At 31.5% G+C, this 23,219-nt stretch carries 36 protein-coding genes; 16 read left to right on the top strand and 20 right to left on the bottom strand.

From position 1 onward, the window contains the following. Window positions 1-4 precede the first annotated feature (4 nt). The 7 genes from WAF17_RS16585 to WAF17_RS16555 are packed head-to-tail and all read left to right on the top strand — an operon-like array spanning window position 5 to window position 2,570. Complete coding sequence (locus WAF17_RS16585) at window positions 5-385, top strand: hypothetical protein (RefSeq protein ID WP_338761936.1); 381 nt, start codon at window positions 5-7, stop codon at window positions 383-385. Beyond that, window positions 382-642: a hypothetical protein gene (locus WAF17_RS16580; protein WP_338761934.1), complete on the top strand. Its 261-nt coding sequence runs from the start codon at window positions 382-384 to the stop codon at window positions 640-642. Before WAF17_RS16585 ends, WAF17_RS16580 begins: the two co-directional genes overlap by 4 nt. Beyond that, window positions 614-1,111 carry a hypothetical protein gene (locus WAF17_RS16575; RefSeq protein WP_338761932.1) on the top strand — a complete coding sequence of 166 codons (498 nt, stop codon included), beginning with the start codon at window positions 614-616 and terminating at the stop codon, window positions 1,109-1,111. Before WAF17_RS16580 ends, WAF17_RS16575 begins: the two co-directional genes overlap by 29 nt. Window positions 1,112-1,123: 12 nt before the next feature. Then, window positions 1,124-1,597 carry a hypothetical protein gene (locus tag WAF17_RS16570; protein WP_338761930.1) on the top strand — a complete coding sequence of 158 codons (474 nt, stop codon included), beginning with the start codon at window positions 1,124-1,126 and terminating at the stop codon, window positions 1,595-1,597. Beyond that, entirely contained in the window at window positions 1,570-1,719 is a 150-nt protein-coding gene (locus WAF17_RS16565; protein WP_338761928.1) for a hypothetical protein, read from the top strand. The genes WAF17_RS16570 and WAF17_RS16565 overlap by 28 nt, the downstream gene beginning before the upstream one ends. A 19-nt stretch (window positions 1,720-1,738) precedes the next feature. Continuing rightward, entirely contained in the window at window positions 1,739-2,176 is a 438-nt protein-coding gene (locus WAF17_RS16560; RefSeq protein WP_338761927.1) for a hypothetical protein, read from the top strand. Window positions 2,177-2,180: 4 nt separating this feature from the next. Beyond that, complete coding sequence (locus tag WAF17_RS16555; RefSeq protein WP_338761925.1) at window positions 2,181-2,570, top strand: hypothetical protein; 390 nt, start codon at window positions 2,181-2,183, stop codon at window positions 2,568-2,570. A 63-nt stretch (window positions 2,571-2,633) separates the two neighbouring features. Here the strand turns inward: WAF17_RS16555 and WAF17_RS16550 are convergent, their stop codons facing one another. From WAF17_RS16550 to WAF17_RS16515, 8 genes are all read right to left on the bottom strand, one after another. After that, window positions 2,634-3,047 carry a hypothetical protein gene (locus tag WAF17_RS16550; protein WP_338761923.1) on the bottom strand — a complete coding sequence of 138 codons (414 nt, stop codon included), beginning with the start codon at window positions 3,045-3,047 and terminating at the stop codon, window positions 2,634-2,636. A 4-nt stretch (window positions 3,048-3,051) separates the two neighbouring features. Next, window positions 3,052-3,375 (bottom strand): hypothetical protein, encoded by a 324-nt coding sequence (locus WAF17_RS16545; RefSeq protein WP_338761920.1) that lies wholly within the window; start codon window positions 3,373-3,375, stop codon window positions 3,052-3,054. A 278-nt stretch (window positions 3,376-3,653) separates the two neighbouring features. Beyond that, window positions 3,654-3,980: a hypothetical protein gene (locus tag WAF17_RS16540; protein ID WP_338761918.1), complete on the bottom strand. Its 327-nt coding sequence runs from the start codon at window positions 3,978-3,980 to the stop codon at window positions 3,654-3,656. A 6-nt stretch (window positions 3,981-3,986) separates the two neighbouring features. Next, window positions 3,987-4,214, bottom strand: a complete 228-nt coding sequence (locus WAF17_RS16535) for a hypothetical protein (RefSeq protein ID WP_338761916.1) — start codon at window positions 4,212-4,214, stop codon at window positions 3,987-3,989. A 9-nt stretch (window positions 4,215-4,223) separates the two neighbouring features. Next, window positions 4,224-4,628 carry a hypothetical protein gene (locus WAF17_RS16530; RefSeq protein ID WP_338761913.1) on the bottom strand — a complete coding sequence of 135 codons (405 nt, stop codon included), beginning with the start codon at window positions 4,626-4,628 and terminating at the stop codon, window positions 4,224-4,226. After that, complete coding sequence (locus WAF17_RS16525; RefSeq protein ID WP_338761911.1) at window positions 4,625-4,960, bottom strand: hypothetical protein; 336 nt, start codon at window positions 4,958-4,960, stop codon at window positions 4,625-4,627. Before WAF17_RS16525 ends, WAF17_RS16530 begins: the two co-directional genes overlap by 4 nt. A gap of 13 nt (window positions 4,961-4,973) precedes the next feature. Beyond that, the gene (locus WAF17_RS16520; RefSeq protein WP_338761909.1) at window positions 4,974-5,441 is read right to left on the bottom strand and encodes a GIY-YIG nuclease family protein; all 468 of its coding nucleotides are present in this window, start codon (window positions 5,439-5,441) and stop codon (window positions 4,974-4,976) included. Further along, window positions 5,425-5,652, bottom strand: coding sequence for a hypothetical protein (locus WAF17_RS16515; protein WP_338761907.1), 228 nt, complete (start codon window positions 5,650-5,652; stop codon window positions 5,425-5,427). Before WAF17_RS16515 ends, WAF17_RS16520 begins: the two co-directional genes overlap by 17 nt. Window positions 5,653-5,832: 180 nt before the next feature. Here WAF17_RS16515 and WAF17_RS16510 point away from each other — a divergent pair, with 180 nt between their 5' ends. From WAF17_RS16510 to WAF17_RS16470, 9 genes are all read left to right on the top strand, one after another. Beyond that, entirely contained in the window at window positions 5,833-6,525 is a 693-nt protein-coding gene (locus tag WAF17_RS16510) for a hypothetical protein (protein ID WP_338761905.1), read from the top strand. Between the two features lie 41 nt (window positions 6,526-6,566). After that, a complete protein-coding gene (locus tag WAF17_RS16505; protein WP_338761903.1) occupies window positions 6,567-7,295 on the top strand; it encodes a hypothetical protein in 729 nt (242 codons plus the stop codon). A 107-nt stretch (window positions 7,296-7,402) separates the two neighbouring features. Continuing rightward, window positions 7,403-7,711, top strand: coding sequence for a hypothetical protein (locus tag WAF17_RS16500; RefSeq protein WP_338761901.1), 309 nt, complete (start codon window positions 7,403-7,405; stop codon window positions 7,709-7,711). Window position 7,712: 1 nt separating this feature from the next. Continuing rightward, window positions 7,713-8,084 carry a hypothetical protein gene (locus tag WAF17_RS16495; protein ID WP_338761899.1) on the top strand — a complete coding sequence of 124 codons (372 nt, stop codon included), beginning with the start codon at window positions 7,713-7,715 and terminating at the stop codon, window positions 8,082-8,084. Window positions 8,085-8,808: 724 nt separating this feature from the next. Next, window positions 8,809-9,015: a hypothetical protein gene (locus WAF17_RS16490; protein ID WP_338761898.1), complete on the top strand. Its 207-nt coding sequence runs from the start codon at window positions 8,809-8,811 to the stop codon at window positions 9,013-9,015. Window positions 9,016-9,078: 63 nt separating this feature from the next. Continuing rightward, window positions 9,079-9,849 carry a hypothetical protein gene (locus WAF17_RS16485; RefSeq protein WP_338761896.1) on the top strand — a complete coding sequence of 257 codons (771 nt, stop codon included), beginning with the start codon at window positions 9,079-9,081 and terminating at the stop codon, window positions 9,847-9,849. Between the two features lies 1 nt (window position 9,850). Further along, on the top strand, window positions 9,851-10,360 hold the full coding sequence (locus WAF17_RS16480; RefSeq protein WP_338761894.1) for a hypothetical protein: 510 nt from the start codon (window positions 9,851-9,853) through the stop codon (window positions 10,358-10,360). Between the two features lie 90 nt (window positions 10,361-10,450). After that, window positions 10,451-11,593, top strand: a complete 1,143-nt coding sequence (locus tag WAF17_RS16475) for a hypothetical protein (RefSeq protein ID WP_338761892.1) — start codon at window positions 10,451-10,453, stop codon at window positions 11,591-11,593. After that, window positions 11,590-12,621, top strand: a complete 1,032-nt coding sequence (locus tag WAF17_RS16470) for a hypothetical protein (protein ID WP_338761890.1) — start codon at window positions 11,590-11,592, stop codon at window positions 12,619-12,621. Before WAF17_RS16475 ends, WAF17_RS16470 begins: the two co-directional genes overlap by 4 nt. A 1,140-nt stretch (window positions 12,622-13,761) precedes the next feature. Here the strand turns inward: WAF17_RS16470 and WAF17_RS16465 are convergent. The 12 genes from WAF17_RS16465 to WAF17_RS16410 all read right to left on the bottom strand — a co-directional run bounded on the left by WAF17_RS16465 (window position 13,762) and on the right by WAF17_RS16410 (window position 23,218). After that, window positions 13,762-15,177 carry a hypothetical protein gene (locus tag WAF17_RS16465; protein ID WP_338761887.1) on the bottom strand — a complete coding sequence of 472 codons (1,416 nt, stop codon included), beginning with the start codon at window positions 15,175-15,177 and terminating at the stop codon, window positions 13,762-13,764. Window positions 15,178-15,254: 77 nt separating this feature from the next. Further along, window positions 15,255-15,614 carry a hypothetical protein gene (locus tag WAF17_RS16460; RefSeq protein WP_338761884.1) on the bottom strand — a complete coding sequence of 120 codons (360 nt, stop codon included), beginning with the start codon at window positions 15,612-15,614 and terminating at the stop codon, window positions 15,255-15,257. A gap of 13 nt (window positions 15,615-15,627) precedes the next feature. Then, entirely contained in the window at window positions 15,628-16,056 is a 429-nt protein-coding gene (locus tag WAF17_RS16455) for a hypothetical protein (protein ID WP_338761879.1), read from the bottom strand. Window positions 16,057-16,073: 17 nt separating this feature from the next. Further along, complete coding sequence (locus tag WAF17_RS16450; protein ID WP_338761876.1) at window positions 16,074-16,760, bottom strand: hypothetical protein; 687 nt, start codon at window positions 16,758-16,760, stop codon at window positions 16,074-16,076. A 9-nt stretch (window positions 16,761-16,769) separates the two neighbouring features. Beyond that, the gene (locus tag WAF17_RS16445) at window positions 16,770-17,480 is read right to left on the bottom strand and encodes a hypothetical protein (RefSeq protein WP_338761873.1); all 711 of its coding nucleotides are present in this window, start codon (window positions 17,478-17,480) and stop codon (window positions 16,770-16,772) included. A 13-nt stretch (window positions 17,481-17,493) separates the two neighbouring features. Then, a complete protein-coding gene (locus tag WAF17_RS16440) occupies window positions 17,494-18,267 on the bottom strand; it encodes a hypothetical protein (RefSeq protein ID WP_338761871.1) in 774 nt (257 codons plus the stop codon). After that, a complete protein-coding gene (locus tag WAF17_RS16435; RefSeq protein ID WP_338761869.1) occupies window positions 18,267-19,925 on the bottom strand; it encodes a baseplate J/gp47 family protein in 1,659 nt (552 codons plus the stop codon). The genes WAF17_RS16440 and WAF17_RS16435 overlap by 1 nt, the downstream gene beginning before the upstream one ends. Window positions 19,926-20,226: 301 nt before the next feature. Further along, the gene (locus WAF17_RS16430; protein WP_338761867.1) at window positions 20,227-20,451 is read right to left on the bottom strand and encodes a hypothetical protein; all 225 of its coding nucleotides are present in this window, start codon (window positions 20,449-20,451) and stop codon (window positions 20,227-20,229) included. 5 nt (window positions 20,452-20,456) lie between these two features. Then, window positions 20,457-20,852 (bottom strand): GPW/gp25 family protein, encoded by a 396-nt coding sequence (locus WAF17_RS16425; protein ID WP_338761864.1) that lies wholly within the window; start codon window positions 20,850-20,852, stop codon window positions 20,457-20,459. 1 nt (window position 20,853) lies between these two features. After that, on the bottom strand, window positions 20,854-21,495 hold the full coding sequence (locus WAF17_RS16420) for a phage baseplate assembly protein V (protein WP_338761862.1): 642 nt from the start codon (window positions 21,493-21,495) through the stop codon (window positions 20,854-20,856). Beyond that, window positions 21,488-22,708, bottom strand: a complete 1,221-nt coding sequence (locus tag WAF17_RS16415; RefSeq protein ID WP_338761860.1) for a hypothetical protein — start codon at window positions 22,706-22,708, stop codon at window positions 21,488-21,490. Before WAF17_RS16415 ends, WAF17_RS16420 begins: the two co-directional genes overlap by 8 nt. Before the next feature lie 186 nt (window positions 22,709-22,894). Next, a complete protein-coding gene (locus tag WAF17_RS16410) occupies window positions 22,895-23,218 on the bottom strand; it encodes a hypothetical protein (RefSeq protein WP_338761857.1) in 324 nt (107 codons plus the stop codon). Window position 23,219: the final 1 nt, after the last annotated feature.

Genomic DNA, 23,219 nt, shown 5'->3' with positions numbered 1-23,219 from the left:
CTAAATGAAAGCATTTATAATAAAGAATAACCCAAGCGAATTTTCTCCTCCAATAAAATGTGGTAGTGCTAATGGCTATGTAATAATAGAGAAGTCTCACTTTTTACATGGATATAACTGTGACGAAATACAAGAGATAATACCGAATTTAAACGTACACGGAGGTATAAATATGTCTTTATCACAAGATTTGTTTGAATACATGTACATAGAAAGTCCATATAATGTAAAACAAGTATTTGAAGAGTATGAAGACGGTTGGATTGTCGGTTTTGATACGATGCACTTAGGAGATACTCCAGATAAATGGACAGAAGAAAAAGTGTTAGAGGAAGCCGAAAATCTAAAAAAACAGCTTTTAGAACATAAATTACCAATAATATGAAACTCTTTGACGACACACCTTTCAAGCATAAGCATTACGACAAAACCTGTCGCTCCTGTAAATTCAGAGAGCGACATCAAATGGGATTATCTATCATCCAATATTGTGGTATAACTCCAAGCAATAGAACTGAAAATGGGCTATTCAAAATAAAAGCAAAGGATAGGGCCTGTCCAAAATATGAAGAGCTTGAATCAAAACTAACTTATAAATCAAAATATAAAAACTATGAAAACTCAAGAACACAAAATCGTTGATATTAATGACCTCGCAGATGTGTGTGATTTCTTCAATGGCAAAACGCCTGTTAATAATGGCTATGGCTGCGAACATAAAGATTGTGAAGAATGGGAGCTTGTAAAAGTTTCTAAAAATGGAGAGCATCTGAGGGAAAGTTATCTTAAAGAAAAGATTTTGAAAATTGCTATGAGAAAAAAGTACGGAAGCGTGGCACAAATAGAGTTAGCATTAGGTACTAAAGAAGGTAAAGAATACTATAATAAGCTAAAGTATTCTACGATTTACCAACCCAATTTTGTTCAGATGTTTGGTTGCTACTGGCAAGGCAGATGCCATTCTTTTAGTTGTCCAATTGCACAAAGATGTGATGTGCAAGATTTGAAAGAGTATGAATCAGATTTTCTTTCAGATTACGAAGGAGAAGACGATGATTATATGACTGATTTAATGTTGGTAACTGACCCTAATCTTATTGAAAAACTATAAATATCTAAAGACATGAACATTATCCAACACTACAAAAAATTCTTTAATCTTGGAGATAAAGCCATTGACGAAAATGACCAGTTACATATTGACTGGGGAGAGGCTTTGATTGAGGATTATAAAACAGAGAGGTCTAAAATAGAACCTGCTCCACAATCATTTTTACCTTATGAAGAAGAGGTAAGAAATGAAGTAATTGAAAAATGGATGGATTTTGAAATTATTAGACCTAAAAGCCGAAAAGACGGTTTTACAAAGAAAGACTTTATCTTTCATATATTCAATAATGGATTTCGTTCTGCAATAAGCTTTATGGTTCAACATCGGAAAAGAAACGATAAGGAATTTGCTGAAGCTATAAAAATCACTCCTCAAGAAATACAAGAAATTATAGATGAGGCTATTAAGAAGCACTCCAACAAAAAGCAAATTTGTAAGATTCAAGACCACGAAGGAGAATGGTATTGGATTCCAAAAGAGGTATAGAATACTTAGACAATCCAGATGCCTTTGACGATTTTATTAATCAGTTCAGCCAGTACGCTACTGGAGGAGATATGAATAATAGACCTTCTGTTTTTGAGGGTATCGAAGTTGAATTTATCTAAAGAACAATAAAACAGACCAATGAAAAACTATACCACAAAAATAGCAGTCAGTAAAACCTCTGGAGAGATAATCGAACTCTTGACAGAGAATGATGCTAAAAATATAACCATTCAAAATTACGAAAAGAAGCCAGTAGGAATTATTTTTTCGTTAGATATAAAAGATAAAGAAGTTCGTTTTCTGTTAGAGGCAAATGTTGATGCTACGTTACGTGCTATGGTTGTTAATAAAAAAGTAACGAAATCTCACAAGAATATAGAACAAGCTGAACGTACAGCGTGGAGAAATTTAAAGCTATATTTAGAAGTCAAATTAGCTTTCATTGCCGTTGAGGGAGAAAAAGAGCAGCGCATGTTAGAAATGCAGAAAGAGTTCTTTGCCAATATGATTGATATGGAGCAAAAAACATTATTTCAAGCGTATAAAGAAGATGAAAAGTTACGATTAACCCAATAAAATTATGGAATTTGAAACGATTCAATTACTGATTTTAATACTTTTTGTGGCATCCTCATTTGCTTGTTGGTATTACAATGAAATGCAAAAAGCTGATAGAGAAAATAAAGAGTTGCAATACAAAATAAAAAGCAAGGATGATGAATTAAGTTATCACAAATCTATTAATGAAGAACGTAAAAAGGAAATCGAAGAAGGAGCAGAAAGACTTTCAAATGCAATGAAGGAATCAATGTATGGAGTGCCAAAAATGAAAAATCCTCCTTTACCCCCTACTAAAAAAGACAAGAAATTCAAAAAAACAAAAACCGTCAATCGAAATATCATTGACCCAACCACAGGAGATAGATTACCAATTGTAAGATGTCATTGTGGAACAACTTATAATGAATAATCTTATGATTTGTATGGGTGCGATTGTGAGAAAAAGGTCATAAATAAGAAGTAGAAACATATTTTATATCCCCCTAACTTCATTTATATACTCCTCTGCATCAATGTCTTTCCAAGTATCTTTTGCTAAATTAATTTTACTATCAAGATAATCTAAGTTATTACAATTCTGCTTATCTAATATTTTACCCAATTTCAACACAAAATAGTTCTTATCTTTTTCTGCACCCCACTCTTCTTTTCCTTGAGCAATCTCAATGGATTTTAGTTCTATTTCAAATTTGGGTCTGGTTTTAGAATAGCCATTTGAAAAAATAATACTATCAAAGTGTTTAATAGTGTACTGTCCGTTTTTGACCTTTTGACAAAGCCTTCTAACCCAATAGTCTGTAATGCTTCTGTATTCTTCTGATTTTTGACCAGAAAGAATCATATCAAACCATTTTTTTGTTAGATTGAGTTGTAAAGTTTTATTCATGACATTAGTTTTTTTTGAATCCATTCAACAAACCATAGAAAAAAGCACTCACTTCCTTTTTTGTAAGACATGTAGGATTGGAATTGCAAAGGTTCATAATTTGCATATCATTAACTCCTTTCATTGGATGTGTTAGAGAATAAAGGAAATAATTAGTTTCTGTATTTTTTCTTTTACCAAAGAAGTTGTATTTCTCTATTTTATACTCGTGTAAAAAGTATCTATTGTGGAATTTCTTGTTTATTTCTTGGAATAAATCGTTCAACTCTTTGTCTTCAACTTTTCGCATTTGCTCAAGCCTTTCTCTTTTGATTGTTTCGATTAGCATAATCTTAGGGTTATATAATTTGGTAAATTGTATTTAATAGGATAGCATACCAGAACCACAACAAACAGGGCAACCTCCCCCTTGACAGTTATTACACGGAAGACCTTTCATAGTTTGTTCAAAGAATTTCTGCTCTTCAATACAATTAATACACCTTCCATCATTAATTAAAATTTCTTCTGACTGCTCTGAGCAGCTCTTACACTCACCTGATTCTAAATTGTCGAATGAATAATGTGTTTCTGTAATCATTTTTTTATTGTTATAATTGATATTTGTTATTCAACCTTCTCAAATCGTTGCACCAATTCAATTCCGTACATAGACATTTCGCTTCCAGTATGATATTTTACATCAACAATATCTTGATCAACATCATTTTTGCCAACATAAATAATAGTAACTGTATCATCAGCCTTCAAAGTTGATGCTTCTCTTGGTTTAATTTCTTTCCAAACTTCGCCAACTTTAAGCTCGTAATCTGTTAGCTTGTAAGAATCATCTACATCTTTTTTGATTACAAAAAACAGAAGACATAGAGCTATAAAAAAAGCTATAGCTAGGGTAGCTACTGCAATGATAAATGTGAATATGTTTTTTAGCATGGTTAGTTATTTTGTGAATTGAGAATCAATTATTAGCTTCATTCTTGATTCAATTTCTAATTGTAAATCTTGTATCTGTGATTCATTCTTATAAATTAAATTACCATCACTAGATGTACCTCTTACACTTGTTTCAGTTAATCTTAGTAGTTGATTATTTAGTGAACGAAGAATTAAATCTTTTGAAATTAATTCAGTTGCTGCCTCAACAAGTATCTGATATTTTGATTTCATAATAATGATTTATACAAATTTTTCTAATTTTCTTATTGGAAGTAAAACCTTGCTTTCTTCTTGAACAGAGCCTTGCTTTATAAAAACCAAACCTTTACATTTTTTACACTTTTGCCACCACTTACCCTTGCCACTACCTTTGCATTTATTACAAATTTCGTAGGTAATTATTGGCTCAAGTTTTACTCTACTCATACAATAAGAATAAGTCTGACTAGGATAACCAAAGTGAGAAATACTTTTTACATTTAGCTTTTGAATGGCAGCTATATATTTTTTATGATTTGCTTCCTCCTGCTCTCTTTCGGCTTCTTTTAGTAATCGCTCTTGCTCAAATCTTTCTATAAACTCATCAATGTAAAAATCGACACAAGTTCTTCCAATTTTTAAGCCTTGGTATTCTTGTTGTTTCATTCTTCTTCTTTTAAAGGATCATTTATAGTTTTAGCCTCCAAACTCTTCTTAATTCTATCAAACATATATTTAGCATGGATAGGTTTTTTCTTAAACTCTGTGTTTTTCACGAATCTTGCCAACCAAAGTCCATTAGCTCCCTGTATTTGAGGGAAACGACCTATTTCATTCCACTCTTGATCTGTAATTTCCCTACGATTTGGATTATCAACACTACAAGTCTCAAGGTGCTTATCGTGATATTGATATTTGCCAGCTTCGTATGCAGAAGCTATAAAGTAAACCATAGCTTCTAGTTGCTCGATATATTCTTGTTGATCCATTGTTTCCATGTACTTTAGATTTTTATTTTACATTCAAAACTTCCCACTCCCACTTCCGATTTATAAAAGCTCGTTCAAACTTTTTACGATTAAATTCCGACTGCTCATAGCACAAAACCGAAAATATCCAGTCCGAAATATATCCATTTCTTGAACGCCTACGAATGGCACGATTCACGTGAGATTTGCAATGAATTGCAGTCATGTGTTCAAGCGCACGAGCAGCCAAATTATTTGTTTCTCCGAAATAAATGGATTGCGTTGGCTTGTGGAATAACATATAATTTCCACCTGCTGACCTTTCAAAAATTCCATTATTTCTATTTATGGGTTTTGTTATACCTTCCATTCTCAAAATAGAGAAGCTAAACTTTCTATGGCATCTACAAAAAGGTAGTAGCTCTTCGTGGAATGTTCCGTTTACTACTTCTTGGTAAACATCCCCATCTATAAGAGATGGATTACTTCCTATTCTAAGTAGTGCTACCATAGCTCCCTAAATTAATATCGTTACCATAATTATTTGGGTCGTCAATCCCCATTGATTTAAGTCCTTTCCGTATAACTTCTTCTACTATTTCAGATTTTGACTTTTTACTTTTTTGAAGTATCTCAACACCGTGCATTGTGTTGAGACAATCTGAAATGTCTGTTGGTAAAGTAACAGATACAGGTACTCTAATTTCTTTATTCGTACTCATAGAATTATTTATTAAATAATAAATATATCGTACTATTTATTAAATATTACGATAATTTCAATAAAATTCGTTTTTGTTAAAAATATTTCAATAAAAATACGTATTTATTTTCAAATTTACAATAATTAATTTATATTTGCTTATACTCATTTAGATTCTAAACCTCTCACTTATAAGCAGATGGAAAATATAGCTAACTCAAAATATAAAATTGATAACTTCAATTTCTACTTAAGAACTACTGCTGGCAGAACGATGTATGCTATTGGAATGGTAGTAGCGAATGCTGTAGGTTACTTGTTCTTTTTTAAAATGGTTTTTACAGAAAGAATAGCCAGTTTTGACCAAGAAATGGCTACTTGGCTACCTTATATCATAGGAGGTGTATTTGCTATTGTTATGGCTTCTGGAAACTATATGGCAATCATTAATAATGATAAAGAACTAGCTAAAAATATGTATAGGCTTAGTATAATTTTGAGTATTTCTACCTATGCTCTAATGCTACTCAATAACCCTCCTTCGTTTTGGACTGTCAATGATATATTAACTAATGGGAAAGTAACAGGCTGGACTATTGACTGGCATTTCGGTAAAAGCCAATTAACCTTCCTCTTTATGACACTTGGTGTTTTAGTACTCGCTGTGATGCCTGATTATTTATGTAAAAAAGTTTCAGAAAAAATTGCTCTTGATTATGAGAAAGACCCATATATGATTTCTCTTAATGAAACCTTCAAGAAGCACCAAGAAGCCAGGATACAGCACGATATAAGCAAAGCTACTAAATCATATATTAGCGATGAGGAAGCTGCTGAGAAAGAAACGGCTGCATTACTTAAATCCTTGGGTATCAAAAGACAACCTGCTTAAAATAAACTAACTATTATAAACTAACCTAAAAACTACAAAAAATGGAAAATCAAAACACCAATCCAAGTCCAGCACTTCAAGAAAATACACCTTCAAGAACAGCAGACTTATTAAAGGAATATTTCAAATCATCATCAAGTACAAAGACAGCTTATAACTTCCTCAAAGTCTTGGCTATCTTGTTTGTAGCTTCCTTTCTTTGGTCAAGCATTGCTGAGAGTTCACTTCAATTCACTTTTCCTATCGTAGCCTTGCTCTATATGGTATTTGTATTTGGTCAAATTATCATCAAAGAAAACGACGGCAGAATCAAAAAGTCAGATATTTTAGCCAAAACTCTAACGGCTGTTACGGTAAGCTATAATGTACTAAAGGAAGAGTTAGAAAATTATAAGGAAGCTCATATAAAAAACAAGCAAGTCTTGACAGAATGGGAGCAAGCAAATAGCTATCTCAAAGTAGAAAATAGCAACCTCAATGAGAATTTCAGTAAGCTCCGAGATAGCTATGATGCTGTAAGTGGAAGGTTAAGTTCTGCTGAGAAACTAGTAGTTAAGTATAAATCTGAACAAGAAGGCTTTGATAACATCATCAAAAAAGAAAAAACAGATGCTTATGTACTTGCTATTCAAGAATATGACGAGTACACAACACTCAACCGTGCTATTCCTCAACTAAAAGATGAGGATAAAAAACGCTTTGCAGAAGCTAGGCAAAAAGAGCTAGAAGCAAGGATAAACAAAGCTAAAGCAAGGTCTGAGCAAGGTTAGTAGTTAGATAAGATCGATTTACTTCATTGATTAAAGGCTGTGAAGTTTTTTGCAGTCTTTATTATTCTGTTTTTATTCAATTACCAAACTATCAAATAAATAAAATTATGAAAATCAGCTCAGAACATAAATCATTAACTCTTATGCTTTTGCTCTGCATAATAGCATTTGGTTATCTAGTCTATGATTCTACGGAAACGCATATTCAAGAAGTAACTGTTGTTGAGAAAAATATCAATAAATGGTATCCGAATGGTCAAGCCGTTTGTGGTTATCTTTTTAATGGTGGAAGTGGCGAATGGCATCTTGTTACGGAGAATCCAGAGAGAGATTATAATTGTTTAGAAGTAGGCAAAACCTATTTAGTAGTTACTAATAATCAGTTGGGAATTAAGAAAGTTCTTAAAGAGAGATAATATGAAACTACTATCAAAAATTACTGATTTTATATTTAGTGATAAAGCAGAGAAACGTAAATGGCATTGGAATAATCCTTTTGAAAAAAGAACTAACTGCTTCGATGTATATCAAAAAGGTAATGACAATTATTTCAAGTATTTGAGGAATGAAATGCCTTCAACTGTTTATGTCGTAGAGATTTGGATAGAAGGTCGCAAGTTAAGACAAGATGGCTTTAATCGCTTCTACCCAAGATTGGTCTATAAAGATAAAGAAGAAGCTGCTCTAATAGCTATACAAACAGCAAAAATTAGAAACCTAGAAATTGAGGATTATAGAATAATACTTTCTATAAACGGACATGAACAAATGGAAATGTCTATTTATTAAATTAAATAATTATGTCTATAATTTACCAAATACTAAACTGCCTACTATGCCAATCGTGATATTCCTTATTTTATCAAAACAGACTTTTACGAAAAAAAACAAATGCTTTTAAAAAAGTAGGGTAAAAAGTTAGAGCGAGATATTCAATATAGTAAAGAAAGACTGTTACTTTTGTAATTAAACAGATGTAAAGTATGGGAACTGGTATGTATGATGAATTTTGGGTAATTTTAGGTAAACATTTTTTTAAAAAGTTTGAGTTTTCTAATCCTGTCAAAATGATATACAAATACTCTAATTCTTTCAATGAAGAAATAAAACCAAACATAGAGTAACATATTGAACATTCAACTCCCAAATATAGACTAGCACACAGAATGTGCTTGATGGTTCTTTCTACTTTTTGACAGAAGAACTTTCTTAAAAAGATTTGGGGAAATAGGCTACCTATTGTGTAAATGGATATCTCTTGTGTTACTAGGAAGTTTAATTTTCCGTCTTCATTATTTTAAATAGAGAGGCGTGTTGCCTAAAAAAAACTTCAAAGTCCCTGTTCTGAACCACACTATACAGATGAAGAGCTACCATTTTAATTACTTATACACTTCTATAAAGAAACTAAAGTCACAACTTTTTTATAAATTTCAGTGCTTTCACTTGTTTTTTTATCTAAAAAATTGTACATTAAAAGGTGCAATTTATTGTACAACTAAATTTTATAGTTATGAAAGTTGTAAAATCATCAGTTTTAAGAAAAAACCTTAAAGATTATCTCAATCAAGTGTCAGAATCAGAAGGAATAATTCTAATACCTAGAAGTGGTATAGATTCAGACGATAAATCTGTCATAATGGTTTCTCTCAAAGAGTACAATTCTTTGAAAAATTTTAAGGAGAGGTATCAATCTTCTTTACTCAAATCTGTAAACTAAATCTTAAAGAAAGGTTTATTTTTGAATTATGACTAAACGCTACTTAGCTTAAATAGAGTCAATATGAGATTATCATTTGTTGTAATTGGATTGTTATTTTTCATCACTTCTTGTAAGAGCGAATGTGATACCTGTCCTTATGAAAAACTATCTGATACAGATAGTACATGGATTCATTCATCAGAAAGAATTAATGGAGAGTTTTCGTTAGAGCCTTCTGTTGAAGCTGAAATAAGCAGGAAAGTAGCTGATTTACAGCTAGGTATTGAAGGAGATATCAAAGCTAATTTAATGAAATTTGATAGTGTTTCTTCCATTTCTACATTTGACGAGAGCTACAAAAGTATAGTGCGAGAGTACGCTTTCATGAGATTGTTTTTCTGTCCTTTGTATAAGACTGCTTGTGAGACTGGTATACCTAAAGAAAAAAACCGTATAACTAGAGAGTTTATGACCAGATTCGATAAGTTTAGAAAGGAGGTAAGGAATGAAAAGTTGAAAGATAAAAAAGTGTCTCAGACAGAGTTAAAAACTAAGGAGGATTCATTGACTAGACAACAAAATTACAATCAGAGTAATAATAGTCAAGATAAAAATACTAAAGCTATTTTATTGAAAGCTACACCATATTGGTGGGGAAATACAGAGTACATAGAGGTAAATAACCAAAAGCGTAGTATGAGCAAAGAGTATGTTGGTCATATTTTAATACCTCTTAATGATGAGTTCGAAGATACAATTAATGTAAAATTGATAGCAGCTAGTAAAGAGGAAGAAGTATTTACTATCCCAAATACAAATGAAGATACTTTGAAATTTAATCCATTCAACTAATATGAAAATCAAACTATATTTTTCTATTTTACTTATATTATTTTTTTATGCATTCTCATTACAGGCTCAAATTTCTGATGAGAACTCTAAAGTAATTATTTTTATTAAGCCATTTAAGAATAAAAATAATCCATCAAGTGATATTTATGCAGCTATATCAAGTGCGTTCAGAGCTGGTTTAATAAGTAACACTAAAAATAACACAGCAATAAAGATAAAAACAGATATTAAATCTGCTCCTGTTGCATTGAATAAGATTGATGCTGATATAATAATTATAGGAAACGTATCTTTGGTAGAAGACGGTTTGATTACCGTTGTTATTAATGTAGAGGCTATTGATGGAAGTATTATAAGTACATTTTCTGAAACTATTCCTTTAACTGATTATAAAAACCCAACTATGAGAAAAAACTTCTTCATAGCTCTTGGAAAAAAAATAAATGAGGAAGGTGAATTAGATATTTTAGCTATTCATATTTTAACTGATAGAATAAGGGGAAACAATTAATATTTTTTCTCTTTAATAAGAATCTGAGTGGGGTATACTAATTTTTATAGATTAAAAAAATAAAACTATTTTTTTTACAAAAACTTATTTATGAAAATAAAAATTCTATTGCTTTTTTTTACTTTACTTCTTCTAAATTCACTTGTATCTTCAATACAAGCTCAAGTATCCAAGGATGACTCTAAAGTAATTATTTTTACTAAGCCATTTGAAAATAAGAATAACCCTTCAGATGACATTCGTAGAGCTATATCAAGCGCATTCCAATCTGGTTTAATAAGTAGCACTAAGACCAACACATCACTGCAAGTAAAAAGTGATAATCAACAAGATATTTATTTGAACCAACTAAATATTGATATAGAAATTACAGGAAATATATCTTTAGTAAAAGATGGTCTAATTACTGTTATTATTAATGCAGATGATACTGGTGGAAGCAAGGTATCTACATTCTCTGAGAATATTCCTCTAAGCGACTATGAAAATCCAACTATGAGAAAAAACTTCTTCAGAGACCTTGGTAAGAAGTTAGTAGAAGAAGGGAGTTTTAATGTCTTTGCAAGTCGTATTTTGTCTGATAGAATAACAGTAAAAAATAATAGTGTATCAGAAAAAAAAACAGGTGTAATATCCAATACAAATAAGCAAATTCCGCTCGAGGAAGTAATTACAACAGAAGCCATACCAATATTAGATAAAAAATTTCAGACACAAGTCCTTATCTATAAATTTGCTGTTCAAGATGCCATTACCACTATAAATAACCATTCGCTAGATACTTCAAAATTAAAGCGAGCAATAGATAAAATAGAAGAAAGTATAATTAAAATAGATTCTATCTATAATGCATCCCCTTCTTATGTACAAAATATATATAAAAAATATAATATTCACACTTTACGAAAAACATTAGATATAAAAAAAGCATGGCTTTTAGTAAATTATTATTTAATGGTGGATGATATCCTTGAAATTCAAATGCATGATGCATTATCATTTATAAAAAAAAAGGAGTTTAAGGATTTCGAATGGAAATCTCTTAAAGAACAATCTATTAACTCAATAAATGGAAGATTAAATGTTTGGAATCAGATGATTTCTTTGTATCAAAATAGGCGAAGCATAGATAAACAGAAACAAATAAGCGATAAAGAAAAAATATCTGAATTTTTATCTATTATTAAAATATTAGAATCAATTAAAAAGTTAATAAACCAACTAAAATTATGAAATACATTGTATTTGTATTATTGTTTTGTTTTAGTGCGTCCATAGCAAACGCACAAAATTCACTTTTTGAAAAATACAAAGACCTTACACTGAGTAAACAAGAAGAAAGAGTGTTAAGGCAATTAGAGGATAGAAAAAAAAGAACAAACAGAAGAAAAAAAGTTATTGATAGTTTAGATGCTAGACTAGAAAATTTCGGAGTATCTATGCATATTGAATTCATAAAAAAAGCAAAACAGGAAATATCATTAATGAGGGAAGATATAGGTTCTGTAAAAGCTAGTGTACAGAAAACTATAGAACAAAACCCAAGCTCTCCTTCCATTGTGTTTTTAGAGATGATAAACAATATAGAAAAAAGTTTAGATACACTACAGATGACCTATCTACCTTTGACATTTGATGAAATAAAAAATAAAAAATCTAATGCAAATAAAGAATTAGAAAGTTTTGTTGATAATTTTAGTGATATTCAAAAATATTTAAACATTCTAAGGTCAGAAAAAGAACGTATAGGAAATGGAAAAATTGATTATGATTCTACTCTATTCGCCCCAGGGAAGTACAAGCTCAAAGATGAAGCAAAGAAGATGTTGTATGACTATGTTATAGAAAGATTTACATTTATGGAAAATGAATATGGCAATCAGCAATTGACAATACTTATATCAGCAACTGGATATGCTGATGAACAACCTTTCAAAATCAATGATGGTAGGAATTTTATCTTAAATCACAACTTAAAAGGTAGCTTACCAAATCGTAGTACTTCAATAAATCTCTCTACACTTACATCAATTCAGAATAGAAAGTTTTTGAATGAAGTTCTTTCAAGAAAAAGAGCACAAGAAATATCTAATTACATAGAATCAATTTTATCTGACAAAAATTGTGAAATTTTAGAAGTCAGATCATTAGGCGAAGGAGAAAAGTATCCATTTACAAATGAAACGTATGAGTTTGATGATATAAGAAGGAGGATTTGTCAATACTATATAGTATACGTACCTAGTTTTTTAAAAGAATGATATTTATGCAAAATACAGCACATCTTTTATTAGATTCTGTCATAATTAGTCTCATCAATTTCTTTATATAATAAATAAACGTTATCACGGTTAATAGTGGTAGCTTTTATATATTTCCTGTCATATATGAAATAAGCAGTGCTTATCTTTATATACGTTTACTAAATTTAAAAATGATACACTAATGAAAAAAATACTAACTCTGTTTCTTTTTATACTTGTGTATAATATTCCTTTATTAAAAGCACAAACTTCAATTTTAGATATATATCGTACTTTAAAGTTAAGCAAGAAGGAGGTAAAGACTCTTATCAAATTAGACAATGGAGCTAAATTAACAAAAAAAAGAAGATGTCTTGTCTCTAACTTAAATGATAGATTAGAAAGTCAGAGTATATATTATCGTATTGAGTTAATAAAAGAAGTAAAGCAAGATATAGATAGTTTAAGAAAACAAATAGACTCATTAAAAAGACAGTTCTATAAAAATGACACATCGGAAATATTCGTATTACCACCATCTACAAAAGAAAGTGGGAGGCTAAATTCGACTTTTAAACACAGGAATACGTGTTTTTATCAAGCTATAATTCTTAATGCCCTCTCACTAAATTCCTCCTATAAAAAGATTGTGAGAAAATATCGAAGATATACATATTCTAAATATAATATGACTTTCGTAAAATGTTATATTCATTCCATTTTTTATGAGTTCAAAGCGAATAAAACTATTCTTAGTTTCAGTAACAGCCGTTCACCATGCTTTAATTAGCACCAAGCAAAAGAAAAAGTATTGGTGCTTAGGATAACATAAACAAAATATTGGGTGCAAACCCAACTTCATCTTGGCTAACAAAAGATGAATAAAATAATAATTGTAGAAAACTATAGTAAAACCAAGTTTAACATTTAGAAAAATTGTTAAAATTTATTTCAGTTCTGTGCTGTTGTTTAGTTTGAGTTTGTTATTACTGTCTCCAGCTCTACCGCAACTGCTGAAAAATAATGACTGTCAATTGCACTTTATAAGTGACAGCTATGTATTCGGCTTGTAGCCGTGGTTTTTGTAGTTTGTAGCATCTATCCCAAACAAAAAAATAGAGTTTCAAAAAAGATCTTCTATTTTTTTATATCCTGTACCTACCCTCCAAATATCGTCCAATGTCCAGATTCAATTTGAAAGTGCTCTTTTTGTAAGAAAGCTGTATTTGCTTGTCTTATAATTTCAAAACCTAGTTGAGAAGGTACAGAGTTTATTGGTAGCATTTGCTCGTCAATATTATTGAAATTAGGTTGTATGCTCATTCTCCAAGTAAATGCATCTCCTGCTTCTGCCGATATAATAAGGTCAATAACAGGAAGTAAAATCTCATCCCCAATGACTGTCCCATCTTCTAAATTAAATTTATGGAAAAGAGTATATTCAACTACATTATTTTTCACAAGCTCTATTCTTATAAATCCATTTGGGTTAGGTTGATTAGCATTATACCTTAACCAAGAAGATACGTCATTTGGAATGCTTGGATATACTCTAAAAGGAAGAGATTCAGCATTTGCATCTATATCTGTATAATCTACATCTTTAAAACATACTAATTTTAAAGTATCTAAAAGAAAATTATAGTCTTTTGTTTGAGGAGCTATCCATTCTCTATTATTTATCCAATAAGTTGCCCCAACAGGTAGACTAGTTTGTGTATTAAATTCTAAAACATTGTGATCTCTTTGTTCAGGTGTATTTACATTCCAAACTTCTGCATTTGGTAAATACTGTGCCTCTAGTATTCGAACTTCCATTGTTCCAGGGCCAGAAGCATTTACTGCAATTCCTTGCATTAAGTTCTTCCATTCTGTCTCTGCTTCTCCTGCCCATTTCCATTGTATATTCACTCCATCAAAACGCATTTGAGGTTGGTAATAGACTCTCCAGTCTATCATTTCTTGGTTTAGCGTATTGAAATTACCTTGCAGAGTGTCAAAATTACCTTGTAATACAATAAAATCATCTAGTATCTCAAGGAGCTGCTCTTGCAGATTATTGTTCCCAAGCTCTGGAAGAGATGAACGAGTATAAACTACACCTGTTGTATCTAAAGTTGAAGTATTTGCAGGAAGGTATAACTCCCCAATTACAACTTGAAAGTTTGTATTTGTAAGTGTTGGAGCTACTGGACTTGTATTTGGCGTTCCTTCAATAAGAAAATATTCTGCATCCAAACCTCCTGCAATTTCTTCATATTTATGTTCGCAAACTACTAGGTCTATTCTTGGATTCGATGTTGTATTTGCGCTTACCTGTAAAGAAATAGGAGCATCTTCTATAACTAAAACACCTTGTTTTGAGCGAACAACACCTACAGTAGAGGAAATAGAACCATCTTTTTTAGGAAAAGAATAGCCTGTGTTCTGGTGACTCAACTGCAAGAATAAATTAGAATTTGGAGTAAACTCAAACCCACGATATAATCCAGGGGGGATGATTCCAATCAAAAATTCATTAAACTGAAAACTTATATCATCACTTAAATACTCTATATGTCGTTTTTGTGCCATTTTATTCTATCATATTAAGTTATCCAAAATTCTATTTTTTTTATTCTATCATGTCCTTATATAACCTCAATTAAAACTTAGATAAAGTAAGCTACAAGTGTATAAGAACCTGTCCCTATATTTCCAAAATATACACTACCTTGACTTATTGTTGGCTTATTATCTACCTCTTGCCCACCTTTATATAGAGTGTAAATAGGCAAATCATCGCCATAAGGATGGCTAAATTCAACAGGAACATTACTATTAGGTGGTACAGTTAATGACTGTTTAAATACTTTTCTGTAAATATTTATCCATTCTGTACCATTAAAAATAAAAACTGACTTCTCTCCTGTGCCTTGATTAATTGTTCTTATCCAAATAACATCCTCATGTGGAGGTGTAGAATCTTCTATCCAAACCCCTATTATTTGACCTAAATTTCTCTCTGCCATTTTATTCTATTTTTTATAATTCTTCATCTTTTGGTATAACTGCACCAGTCTCACTAACAGAAACTCTTGCAATTTCATTTACAAGTTCAGTCAAAAACCTCTTTAAATCATCTTCGCTATTATGTGTATGAACATCTTTTGTGGAGACAAGCAAACTGTAGGTAATTTCTTTTATTTCTTTATCATTATTAAGAACTCGTTGTGCAAACAGTTGTCTTTTATCATAGCACGATTTCGTAAGTAAATAATTTTCATCGTCTCTTTCTAAAACTAGTTGTATTTTCTCCATTTCAACCTTCTTCTTTAATGGAGGAATTGGCTTTGGCTCATCTCTAATAGAGTGAGCTATATTTGTTTGTAATATATCTAAAAGACTAACTAACTTGTCTTTACTACCATACTTAGTATTTAATATTTCTATTTTATCTAATATTGTTACCATTTTTTCAGTTTATTAAATTATCTATAAATAGTTACTGTTTTCGGATTTGATTCTTCTGTCTGAAAAGTTGTTGTGCTTGGAGGTTTATCGAATTCTATATTATACATATAGTTCCCTTTCAATAAATCCAGCGATTGTTTATTATTATTATTATCTGATTCAATCTCTAGAAGTGTCTTAGTGTAATTTACTAATGATTGATTGTAAATTTTACCAGTAAAGTATCTACCCAATGAAGAGCTATCTGTAAATGTCCTACTTGATATTAACGAAGGTAGAGTTACACTAGGAATAAAGCCATTTCTTATCACACTAGCCTCTACACCATCCACATAAATCTTAAAATTACTTATATCTGCTCCCCCTCCATCTGAAACTAAGTGTAAATTAACAGGTGTATTTAAAGGTAAAAAAGTGCTTATTCCACCACGGTAATTACCAGCATATACTGTAAAAACGATATGGTCTGCAGGAAATCCAAAAACATTTAATCCTGTAAAGAAGTAAAAACCAGTTCTCCCAGAAGCTGTTAATGTACTAACTGCTGTACTCTCTGACCTATCCGTAATCTCTATTCTAGTAAAAAAAGAAAATGGCGAGGTTGTGTTTAGAGTATCAACATTGCAAGAAAAGTAATCGTTTACTCCATCTAATAGTATCGAATTATAATCTCTCTTACTAGCGATTTGATTAAAGTAAAGCATATTAATAAGTTAGGTTAGGTTAGCTACATTAAGTATAAAGCCTGTTCCTGTGTGAAATGGTATAATTACATAGTCTTGATTGTCCACTCCTATAATTGTGCTACCAGTTCCTCCATCAAAACGACCTTCATTTGTTATAGAAATATCTAATTTTGTACTAGCTTGAATAACTTGTATCCAATAAGTAGCTCCTAGCTTTCCATTATTTAAGTATAAGTTTAGCATTCCACTAGCTCCAGTCAAATCTAATATTATATAAGAGCCATTATCTAAATTAACAGCTTGAATAGGATTTGAGCCGAGAACATTTATAGTTTGTTTAGTTGTATAAAGCTGTTTTGTGGATATTGAATTGTAGCTTTGTGAAAATTCCCAAAAGTTAGACAGAGAAAGAAGGTCTATATTCGGCAGAAAGACTTCAAAATCTGAATTTTCATCTGGGTTTTCAAGGTTATTTACAATATCTGTACGTTTGATATAAAGAGAAGTGTTGAATAAAACAATATCGTTTTTCTTGTAATTTGTAACTAAACTAAACTCTCCTTTCCAGTCAAAACCCTTTCCTTGTATGTTTATCCATTCAATGCCATTCCAAATAAACCCTGCTTTTTCATTTGTAAGAGGATTTATTGTTTTTAACCACAATACATTTTTATGAACAGGCTCTTCTTCACTTATCCATATTCCTGTAATTTGCCCTAAATTTATAGTATCTGCCATTTTTTTATCATTATCACATTACTCTCAAATAAATATCTCCATTTCTAATCTCAAAACGATTTGCATCAGCCCCTTCTGCTACCAATTCTCCTCTATTATTTATCACAAAATCTACATCATAAAGAGAAAGGTTTTCATAAAATAAATATGTATTAATTATACTAAAACGAATCAAGCTAGAAAGCGCATCTTTTCCGTTATATAATAATGCCGTAAGCCGTGCATTGATAGGTTCATTGAACTCTATCACTTCTCCGACGGCTCTCATTATTTCTTCCGTCAGCTCTATATTTCCTGTCAATCTCAATTCATATCCAGAGCAACTCTGACATCTACCACCACTATCTAATCTACGTACTGTATCATCTAAGGTGAGAGGAGAATCTAATGAAGAAATTACCCAAGATTCTACAATCTCTACACTATCAAAACCAAGCATACGTAAAGGAATTTCATACCCTAATGACGTTCCTCTGATTTTATACAACTGAAAAGCTATTTTTAAAACTTTTTTTCTCAAATCAATACCATTTGTTAGTCGCATTGTCATTCCTATTGTTGTCTCAAAAAGAGCAACAAATTTATCATACATCGTATCTGCTAACATTGTATTGTCTATCAAGGCATCTAGCAAAGGTTCAATGTTATCATCAATATCTTCTCCTATAATTTCATTGAATCTTTCTAGTTCTCCTTTTCCATCTGCATCAACCACGCCCTGCTTATCGATTTTATCATAAGCAATTCCAAAGTATTCCCATATATTTCTCCCCCAGTAATTACTCATTATATTCCCCCCTCCGAATCTATGAGAACGTCATTGGCGTAGGCTAACACCATAGATGGTTCTTTCAATGATAAGTTATTAGAATAAGGGTAGGTATAAAACTCCCACTTCTTACCAAGTGCATAATCTGGATTTGGTAAAATGGTAAACTCAACTTCATTTTGAGTAATAGGTGTACCTACCGTAGTAGTTCCGATTGAAACGCCATTTTTAGAAACTCTAAATGAAGTGGCAGAAACAAAAGTAATTGTCCATTTTATAGTTTCAGAGGAAAACTCTGTCAAAGATTTATTCCAAATCAGCTCTGTTGTATTTTCAAGAAGTGGTCTAGCATAGGGTTCTACATAAAAATAAATTGTATCCGAACTATCTACACCTTCTGTCGTTTCGACAACCTCTACCAAATCATTTATTTTTACTTTGCCACCGATTACTTGGGTAGCAGCAGAAAGAAAGCTCAATATATTTTCTTTTACAGCAGCGACTACGGCAGCACGAACGAAATTAGAACGCACTTGAATAGCAAATTTTACTTTTGCTTGTAAAACACCTGCGCTTCGAACTGTAATTTTTGTCGTCATCATTCGTCTTGGCTCAAGAAAGTTAGCCACATTATCTAGTAAAGTTTGTGTCGCTGTTCCTCCACCTAAAGGAGAGATATAGATATCTACGTATTTCCCACAGTCAAAAAAATGCCCTGCACTTCCTACACCAGCAGCTAATAAAGGAACGTCACTGTAATCGCTAGGCGTTACCATATTATCTTGTGTGCGAATAAATATTGGTATTTTACGCTGTAAATCTTCTAAGCTCTCAATATCTGCACCTCCAGAGGCTCTATCAGGATTAGTAGCCTTTAATACAAATCCAGAAGGTGTTGTAATGGAAGAAATAATATCGGTAATCTGATTTTCAGATACATTACCTGCGACTCCTTGAGAAACTGCATAATTGACCGTGATTTCAGAACCTACCTGTGGAATAAATCCTTTTACAGCATCTCCAAAAGCAATTTCCATCTTACGAGATTGTCCAACTCCTGCCACAAAATCGTTATCTGTTTGGAAAGACCTCAAGAACGAATCTTTAGAGGTCCAACCAATTCCATCAACTAAAACTGAAACAGAACCATCTACGATTTCTTCAATGAGTTCGAATGTTTGAGATGTTGTGCCGTCCGAAGTTCCGACTGAAATATTTGTAAAATCTATTTGCTGCACAGCATCTATAAAGCCTTCTGTTTCTCCTGCTAGAATAGTAAGATTATCTGTTGTGGTATAAATAATTTCATCTATCGTTTGTACTTCTGTTCCGATGGGAATAAGTACATCAGATGGCAATGGATTTTCAAAGTAAAAACGAAGTTCTACTGAAGCAGGAATAACACCTTTTATTCGGTAACCAACCATCTTAGCAAACTTGACTACATTTTTATAACGGGTAGTCGTTACCAAGAAACTCTCCCTTGCCTGTTCATCGATATAATACCCAAGCATTTCGGCAATGCCAGACCAAACATCAAGCATAGCTCGTAAAGGATCTGTTTCAGAGTGGTCGGTATGACTTGGTAGTTTTATAGGGAGTTTTGCAAGAACACTATTTACTGTCTGTTCTTGGCTTCTGTCTGAATAACCTACCCATTTATTTTTCTTGCTCATTTTATTATAACTGTCTTTTTATCGTATCAAAATATCTATAACATTGAAACTCTATACTTTCCTATTCTCAAGAATTTTTTATAACCATTTCTTTCAGAAAAAAGTAAAGGTTCTTTGTTTGATTTTATCCTTATACCTGCACCAAAAACACGAAACCAATATTTACTTTTTGATTGTGATACAGTGAAAATAACTTTATGAAATACTAATAAGCTATATTGGATTGTATTATCAAACTTATTTATTTTCAGTATGATTACTTTCCTGACTCTCCTCTTCAACCAGCTCTTTAAGTTCATAATTATTCTTTCGCTTTATTAATTCCTTCTTGCTCCTTTTTCTTAACTAAACCTTTTATTTGATATTGACGATTCTTAGAAAGAACTTCTATCAAAGCTGCATCAATTTCAACGTATGTGATTTCATTATTTTTCTCTTTGCAAAAAAAGTCTATTGCTTCAAGAATTCGATAATGTAGTGATTGGATATTACATTTTACTTCAATTTCTTTATCAGTTATTGCCATTTTCCTTAAATATTAATTTCACGATAAAAAGGATAAACATAAATCCCTTCTTCATTGCTGCCCAGTATTTGATAGCTGATTATGCACTTGATTGCATTTTGAGGAAGCTCTTGCTTTTCAAACTGCACGTTTTTTATTCGGATTCGCTTTTCCCAAAACTCTACTGCATCTACTATAAACTCTTTTAAAAGCGTTTCTAAAATAGTATCGTTTGGCTCATATCTTAGCTTTTCTATTCGCACTCCAAATTCAGGCGCAAAAAAACGCTCATTTGTTGGCTGCAAGAGAATAATAGCAAGAGATTGATTGATGAGTTCTTGTCCAGATACATAGATAGAACGCCCAGCAGAATCTACTTGCAGAGGAAATGCTAAACCAGTACCTGTTATTTTATCACTCATTTTATTTTAATAATTTACTTACTTTTATTCCCCAGCTTTTCAATCTTGTTACAGTATCTGGTAGAAGATTATCACTAATGGGAGAGCCTCCCATTGTAACTTTTAATCCTAAAACAATAGATTTTAGTTCATTCAATAAACTATTCAAGTTTTGAGAGCCATTCTTGATTTCTATTTTACCTCCATTTGAATTAATAGAAATATCAGCTTTACTGATAATATCAATCTTTCCATTTTCAAAAAGCTCTATACTGGCTTCTTTTGATTGAATAAATATTCTGTCATTTTTCAATGATATTCCATCCAAATAACGTTCTTTAAACTCCTTTGGAATTTCTTTATCTGAAAACCAACCCATTTCCCAAATAGGCATTTTTGGATCTCCATTAATAAAGCTAATCCAAACACCACTATTTTTTGATGGTATAGACCAAATTCCAATATCATTACCATTAAAAATAGACTTTCCATAAATCCAATCTTCAAAAATTTGATTTCCAAAAACAGAAGGTACTTTTATTTTTAAACGACCACGCTTTTCAAGGTCCTGATTATCAATAACAATTCCTTGATACAAACCATAAAATCTACCTCCTTTCTCAAGACCTTGCTCTTGGATTTCATTTTTGAGTTTTTTATTCATTTTTTATTCGCTTTCCATTCTCGTCAAAAATTACGACCTCACTTTGCGCCTTGTTTACTACCGTACTCCCTTGTGTTTTATTTACTTCTTGATTTTTCGAACTTGCCTTATCAGGTTGTACATTCGTTACGGACTTACTCGTTGCATTTTTTCTTAGTTCGCAGGTAGTTTTATAATAATCTCCTGCAACAATACTATCCTTTACAGATATAATTTTCCAATTTCCTTCGTGTTTTTTTGCTACTCCTGCAATCGTCAAGACTTGATTTTCTTCTAAGAGAGGATTGCCCACAACGACTAGTGTAGCAGTAACATTTGATAATGATTTGTCTTCTTGAATTCTATTAACCAATCCATCATTCTCTGACTTGTCAATAGAACCTTGAATCAATTTTCCATCTTCCGATGTTTCAGATTCTGTTTTTTTAATAGGAAATACTTTTCTTTCGTTGCCGTTTGCATCTACTTTTATTTCATACTCTCCTAGCTTTTCTTTATCCTTATCATCACTTTTAGCTTCGCTTTTTTGAATCTCATTCGTTTGAGGATTTATTGAATAAGAAGTGATTTTTTGAGAAGAACTATCTTGCTTAGTATATTTTATTTTGGGATTAAAAGAAATTATATCTTTTCCCCATGTATAAGTTTTTATCGAATCTTTCAAAAGGTTTCTCTTCTCTAAGACCAATGTTTCCCCAGAAACTCTAAACACAAGATTTTCTTTTTTAGCTAGTTGCGATAGAAAATCAAAATCCGATTTTTGCGCCTGTGGTAGATATGAATACTTTTTTCTAGTCTTTAGAACTTCCGTTTTGTAGGAATATTTATCAGCAATTTCTTGAACGAGTTCTGATAGTGTTTTTTTATTATGAATTTTATTAGAAAATTCTTCTTTCATAAACTGTCCAACATCGGTAGCGTCAATTTTTACTTTTATAACATCTCCATAAGGAGAGCTAGAATCTGAAATTACTGCTACCCTAGGTTCAATTTGAACCCCACCGATATAACCAAAATAAAACTTGAGTTTTTTTCCACTTACAAGCCAATCCTCATCAAGCTCAAAAACATTTTTCAATGTTACAGAAATACGTAATATATCATCTTTTTCAATATTTCTCTCGTAAGAAAAACTATCGACACGAGAAGTTATATCTTCTCCTGTTGAAGCAATAAATATTTTATAAAAAGGAGAACCTACGATTCCATTCATTGATAAAATTTCAATAAAAATGTTTTAAATTAGTATTTTTATCAAAAATAATGATTTTTATTGAATTTTTATCAAAAAATAGCTATTAATTCATTATGTTTGTGATGTAGTTCATTTGTGTATTTTTGGTGTGAGCTCACAGTTTTTAGGTGTTTAAAGCCCTCGTTTTATGAGGGCTTTTTTATTTTATGATAGTTTCCATTGCTGAATATCTGGAATAATAATTTCTTGTCCGATGTATTCATCCAATAGCCAAGGCTTTTCCATATTATTTGCGTTTGCGATAACGTGCCAGTAATTTTTAGCTTGTTCCACAAGAGAACCATAATATTTGTGGGCTAGAATAGTTATTTTATCTCCTGCCACAACTAAGTGCGTTTGGAATTGTAGGTTTTTCGTTGGAGTTCTTTCTTTTGTTTCCAAAATACGTCTTCCATCTTCGAAGATTATCAAAGAACCACCTGCGTATAAATTACTCTCGTGTAGTCGGATTGGTTTTTCTGTTGCCATA

The organism is Bernardetia sp. ABR2-2B (genome assembly GCF_037126435.1).
Taxonomy (GTDB): domain Bacteria; phylum Bacteroidota; class Bacteroidia; order Cytophagales; family Bernardetiaceae; genus Bernardetia.
This window is presented reverse-complemented; position numbering and strand designations above follow the sequence as displayed.

Coding starts and splice junctions, on each gene's coding strand:
- WAF17_RS16450 (WP_338761876.1), bottom strand. CDS start 16,760: ATGCTTTACTTTAATCAAATCGCTAGTAAGAGAGATTATAATTCGATA.
- WAF17_RS16435 (WP_338761869.1), bottom strand. CDS start 19,925: ATGAGCAAGAAAAATAAATGGGTAGGTTATTCAGACAGAAGCCAAGAA.
- WAF17_RS16570 (WP_338761930.1), top strand. CDS start 1,124: ATGAACATTATCCAACACTACAAAAAATTCTTTAATCTTGGAGATAAA.
- WAF17_RS16470 (WP_338761890.1), top strand. CDS start 11,590: ATGAAATACATTGTATTTGTATTATTGTTTTGTTTTAGTGCGTCCATA.
- WAF17_RS16565 (WP_338761928.1), top strand. CDS start 1,570: ATGGTATTGGATTCCAAAAGAGGTATAGAATACTTAGACAATCCAGAT.
- WAF17_RS16575 (WP_338761932.1), top strand. CDS start 614: ATGAAAACTCAAGAACACAAAATCGTTGATATTAATGACCTCGCAGAT.
- WAF17_RS16530 (WP_338761913.1), bottom strand. CDS start 4,628: ATGAAACAACAAGAATACCAAGGCTTAAAAATTGGAAGAACTTGTGTC.
- WAF17_RS16525 (WP_338761911.1), bottom strand. CDS start 4,960: ATGGAAACAATGGATCAACAAGAATATATCGAGCAACTAGAAGCTATG.
- WAF17_RS16585 (WP_338761936.1), top strand. CDS start 5: ATGAAAGCATTTATAATAAAGAATAACCCAAGCGAATTTTCTCCTCCA.
- WAF17_RS16410 (WP_338761857.1), bottom strand. CDS start 23,218: ATGGCAACAGAAAAACCAATCCGACTACACGAGAGTAATTTATACGCA.
- WAF17_RS16555 (WP_338761925.1), top strand. CDS start 2,181: ATGGAATTTGAAACGATTCAATTACTGATTTTAATACTTTTTGTGGCA.
- WAF17_RS16440 (WP_338761871.1), bottom strand. CDS start 18,267: ATGAGTAATTACTGGGGGAGAAATATATGGGAATACTTTGGAATTGCT.
- WAF17_RS16580 (WP_338761934.1), top strand. CDS start 382: ATGAAACTCTTTGACGACACACCTTTCAAGCATAAGCATTACGACAAA.
- WAF17_RS16560 (WP_338761927.1), top strand. CDS start 1,739: ATGAAAAACTATACCACAAAAATAGCAGTCAGTAAAACCTCTGGAGAG.
- WAF17_RS16475 (WP_338761892.1), top strand. CDS start 10,451: ATGAAAATAAAAATTCTATTGCTTTTTTTTACTTTACTTCTTCTAAAT.
- WAF17_RS16465 (WP_338761887.1), bottom strand. CDS start 15,177: ATGGCACAAAAACGACATATAGAGTATTTAAGTGATGATATAAGTTTT.
- WAF17_RS16520 (WP_338761909.1), bottom strand. CDS start 5,441: ATGGTAGCACTACTTAGAATAGGAAGTAATCCATCTCTTATAGATGGG.
- WAF17_RS16455 (WP_338761879.1), bottom strand. CDS start 16,056: ATGGTAACAATATTAGATAAAATAGAAATATTAAATACTAAGTATGGT.
- WAF17_RS16495 (WP_338761899.1), top strand. CDS start 7,713: ATGAAACTACTATCAAAAATTACTGATTTTATATTTAGTGATAAAGCA.
- WAF17_RS16430 (WP_338761867.1), bottom strand. CDS start 20,451: ATGGCAATAACTGATAAAGAAATTGAAGTAAAATGTAATATCCAATCA.
- WAF17_RS16550 (WP_338761923.1), bottom strand. CDS start 3,047: ATGAATAAAACTTTACAACTCAATCTAACAAAAAAATGGTTTGATATG.
- WAF17_RS16490 (WP_338761898.1), top strand. CDS start 8,809: ATGAAAGTTGTAAAATCATCAGTTTTAAGAAAAAACCTTAAAGATTAT.
- WAF17_RS16485 (WP_338761896.1), top strand. CDS start 9,079: ATGAGATTATCATTTGTTGTAATTGGATTGTTATTTTTCATCACTTCT.
- WAF17_RS16510 (WP_338761905.1), top strand. CDS start 5,833: ATGGAAAATATAGCTAACTCAAAATATAAAATTGATAACTTCAATTTC.
- WAF17_RS16535 (WP_338761916.1), bottom strand. CDS start 4,214: ATGAAATCAAAATATCAGATACTTGTTGAGGCAGCAACTGAATTAATT.
- WAF17_RS16425 (WP_338761864.1), bottom strand. CDS start 20,852: ATGAGTGATAAAATAACAGGTACTGGTTTAGCATTTCCTCTGCAAGTA.
- WAF17_RS16515 (WP_338761907.1), bottom strand. CDS start 5,652: ATGAGTACGAATAAAGAAATTAGAGTACCTGTATCTGTTACTTTACCA.
- WAF17_RS16420 (WP_338761862.1), bottom strand. CDS start 21,495: ATGAATAAAAAACTCAAAAATGAAATCCAAGAGCAAGGTCTTGAGAAA.
- WAF17_RS16445 (WP_338761873.1), bottom strand. CDS start 17,480: ATGGCAGATACTATAAATTTAGGGCAAATTACAGGAATATGGATAAGT.
- WAF17_RS16545 (WP_338761920.1), bottom strand. CDS start 3,375: ATGCTAATCGAAACAATCAAAAGAGAAAGGCTTGAGCAAATGCGAAAA.
- WAF17_RS16500 (WP_338761901.1), top strand. CDS start 7,403: ATGAAAATCAGCTCAGAACATAAATCATTAACTCTTATGCTTTTGCTC.
- WAF17_RS16505 (WP_338761903.1), top strand. CDS start 6,567: ATGGAAAATCAAAACACCAATCCAAGTCCAGCACTTCAAGAAAATACA.
- WAF17_RS16460 (WP_338761884.1), bottom strand. CDS start 15,614: ATGGCAGAGAGAAATTTAGGTCAAATAATAGGGGTTTGGATAGAAGAT.
- WAF17_RS16540 (WP_338761918.1), bottom strand. CDS start 3,980: ATGCTAAAAAACATATTCACATTTATCATTGCAGTAGCTACCCTAGCT.
- WAF17_RS16480 (WP_338761894.1), top strand. CDS start 9,851: ATGAAAATCAAACTATATTTTTCTATTTTACTTATATTATTTTTTTAT.
- WAF17_RS16415 (WP_338761860.1), bottom strand. CDS start 22,708: ATGAATGGAATCGTAGGTTCTCCTTTTTATAAAATATTTATTGCTTCA.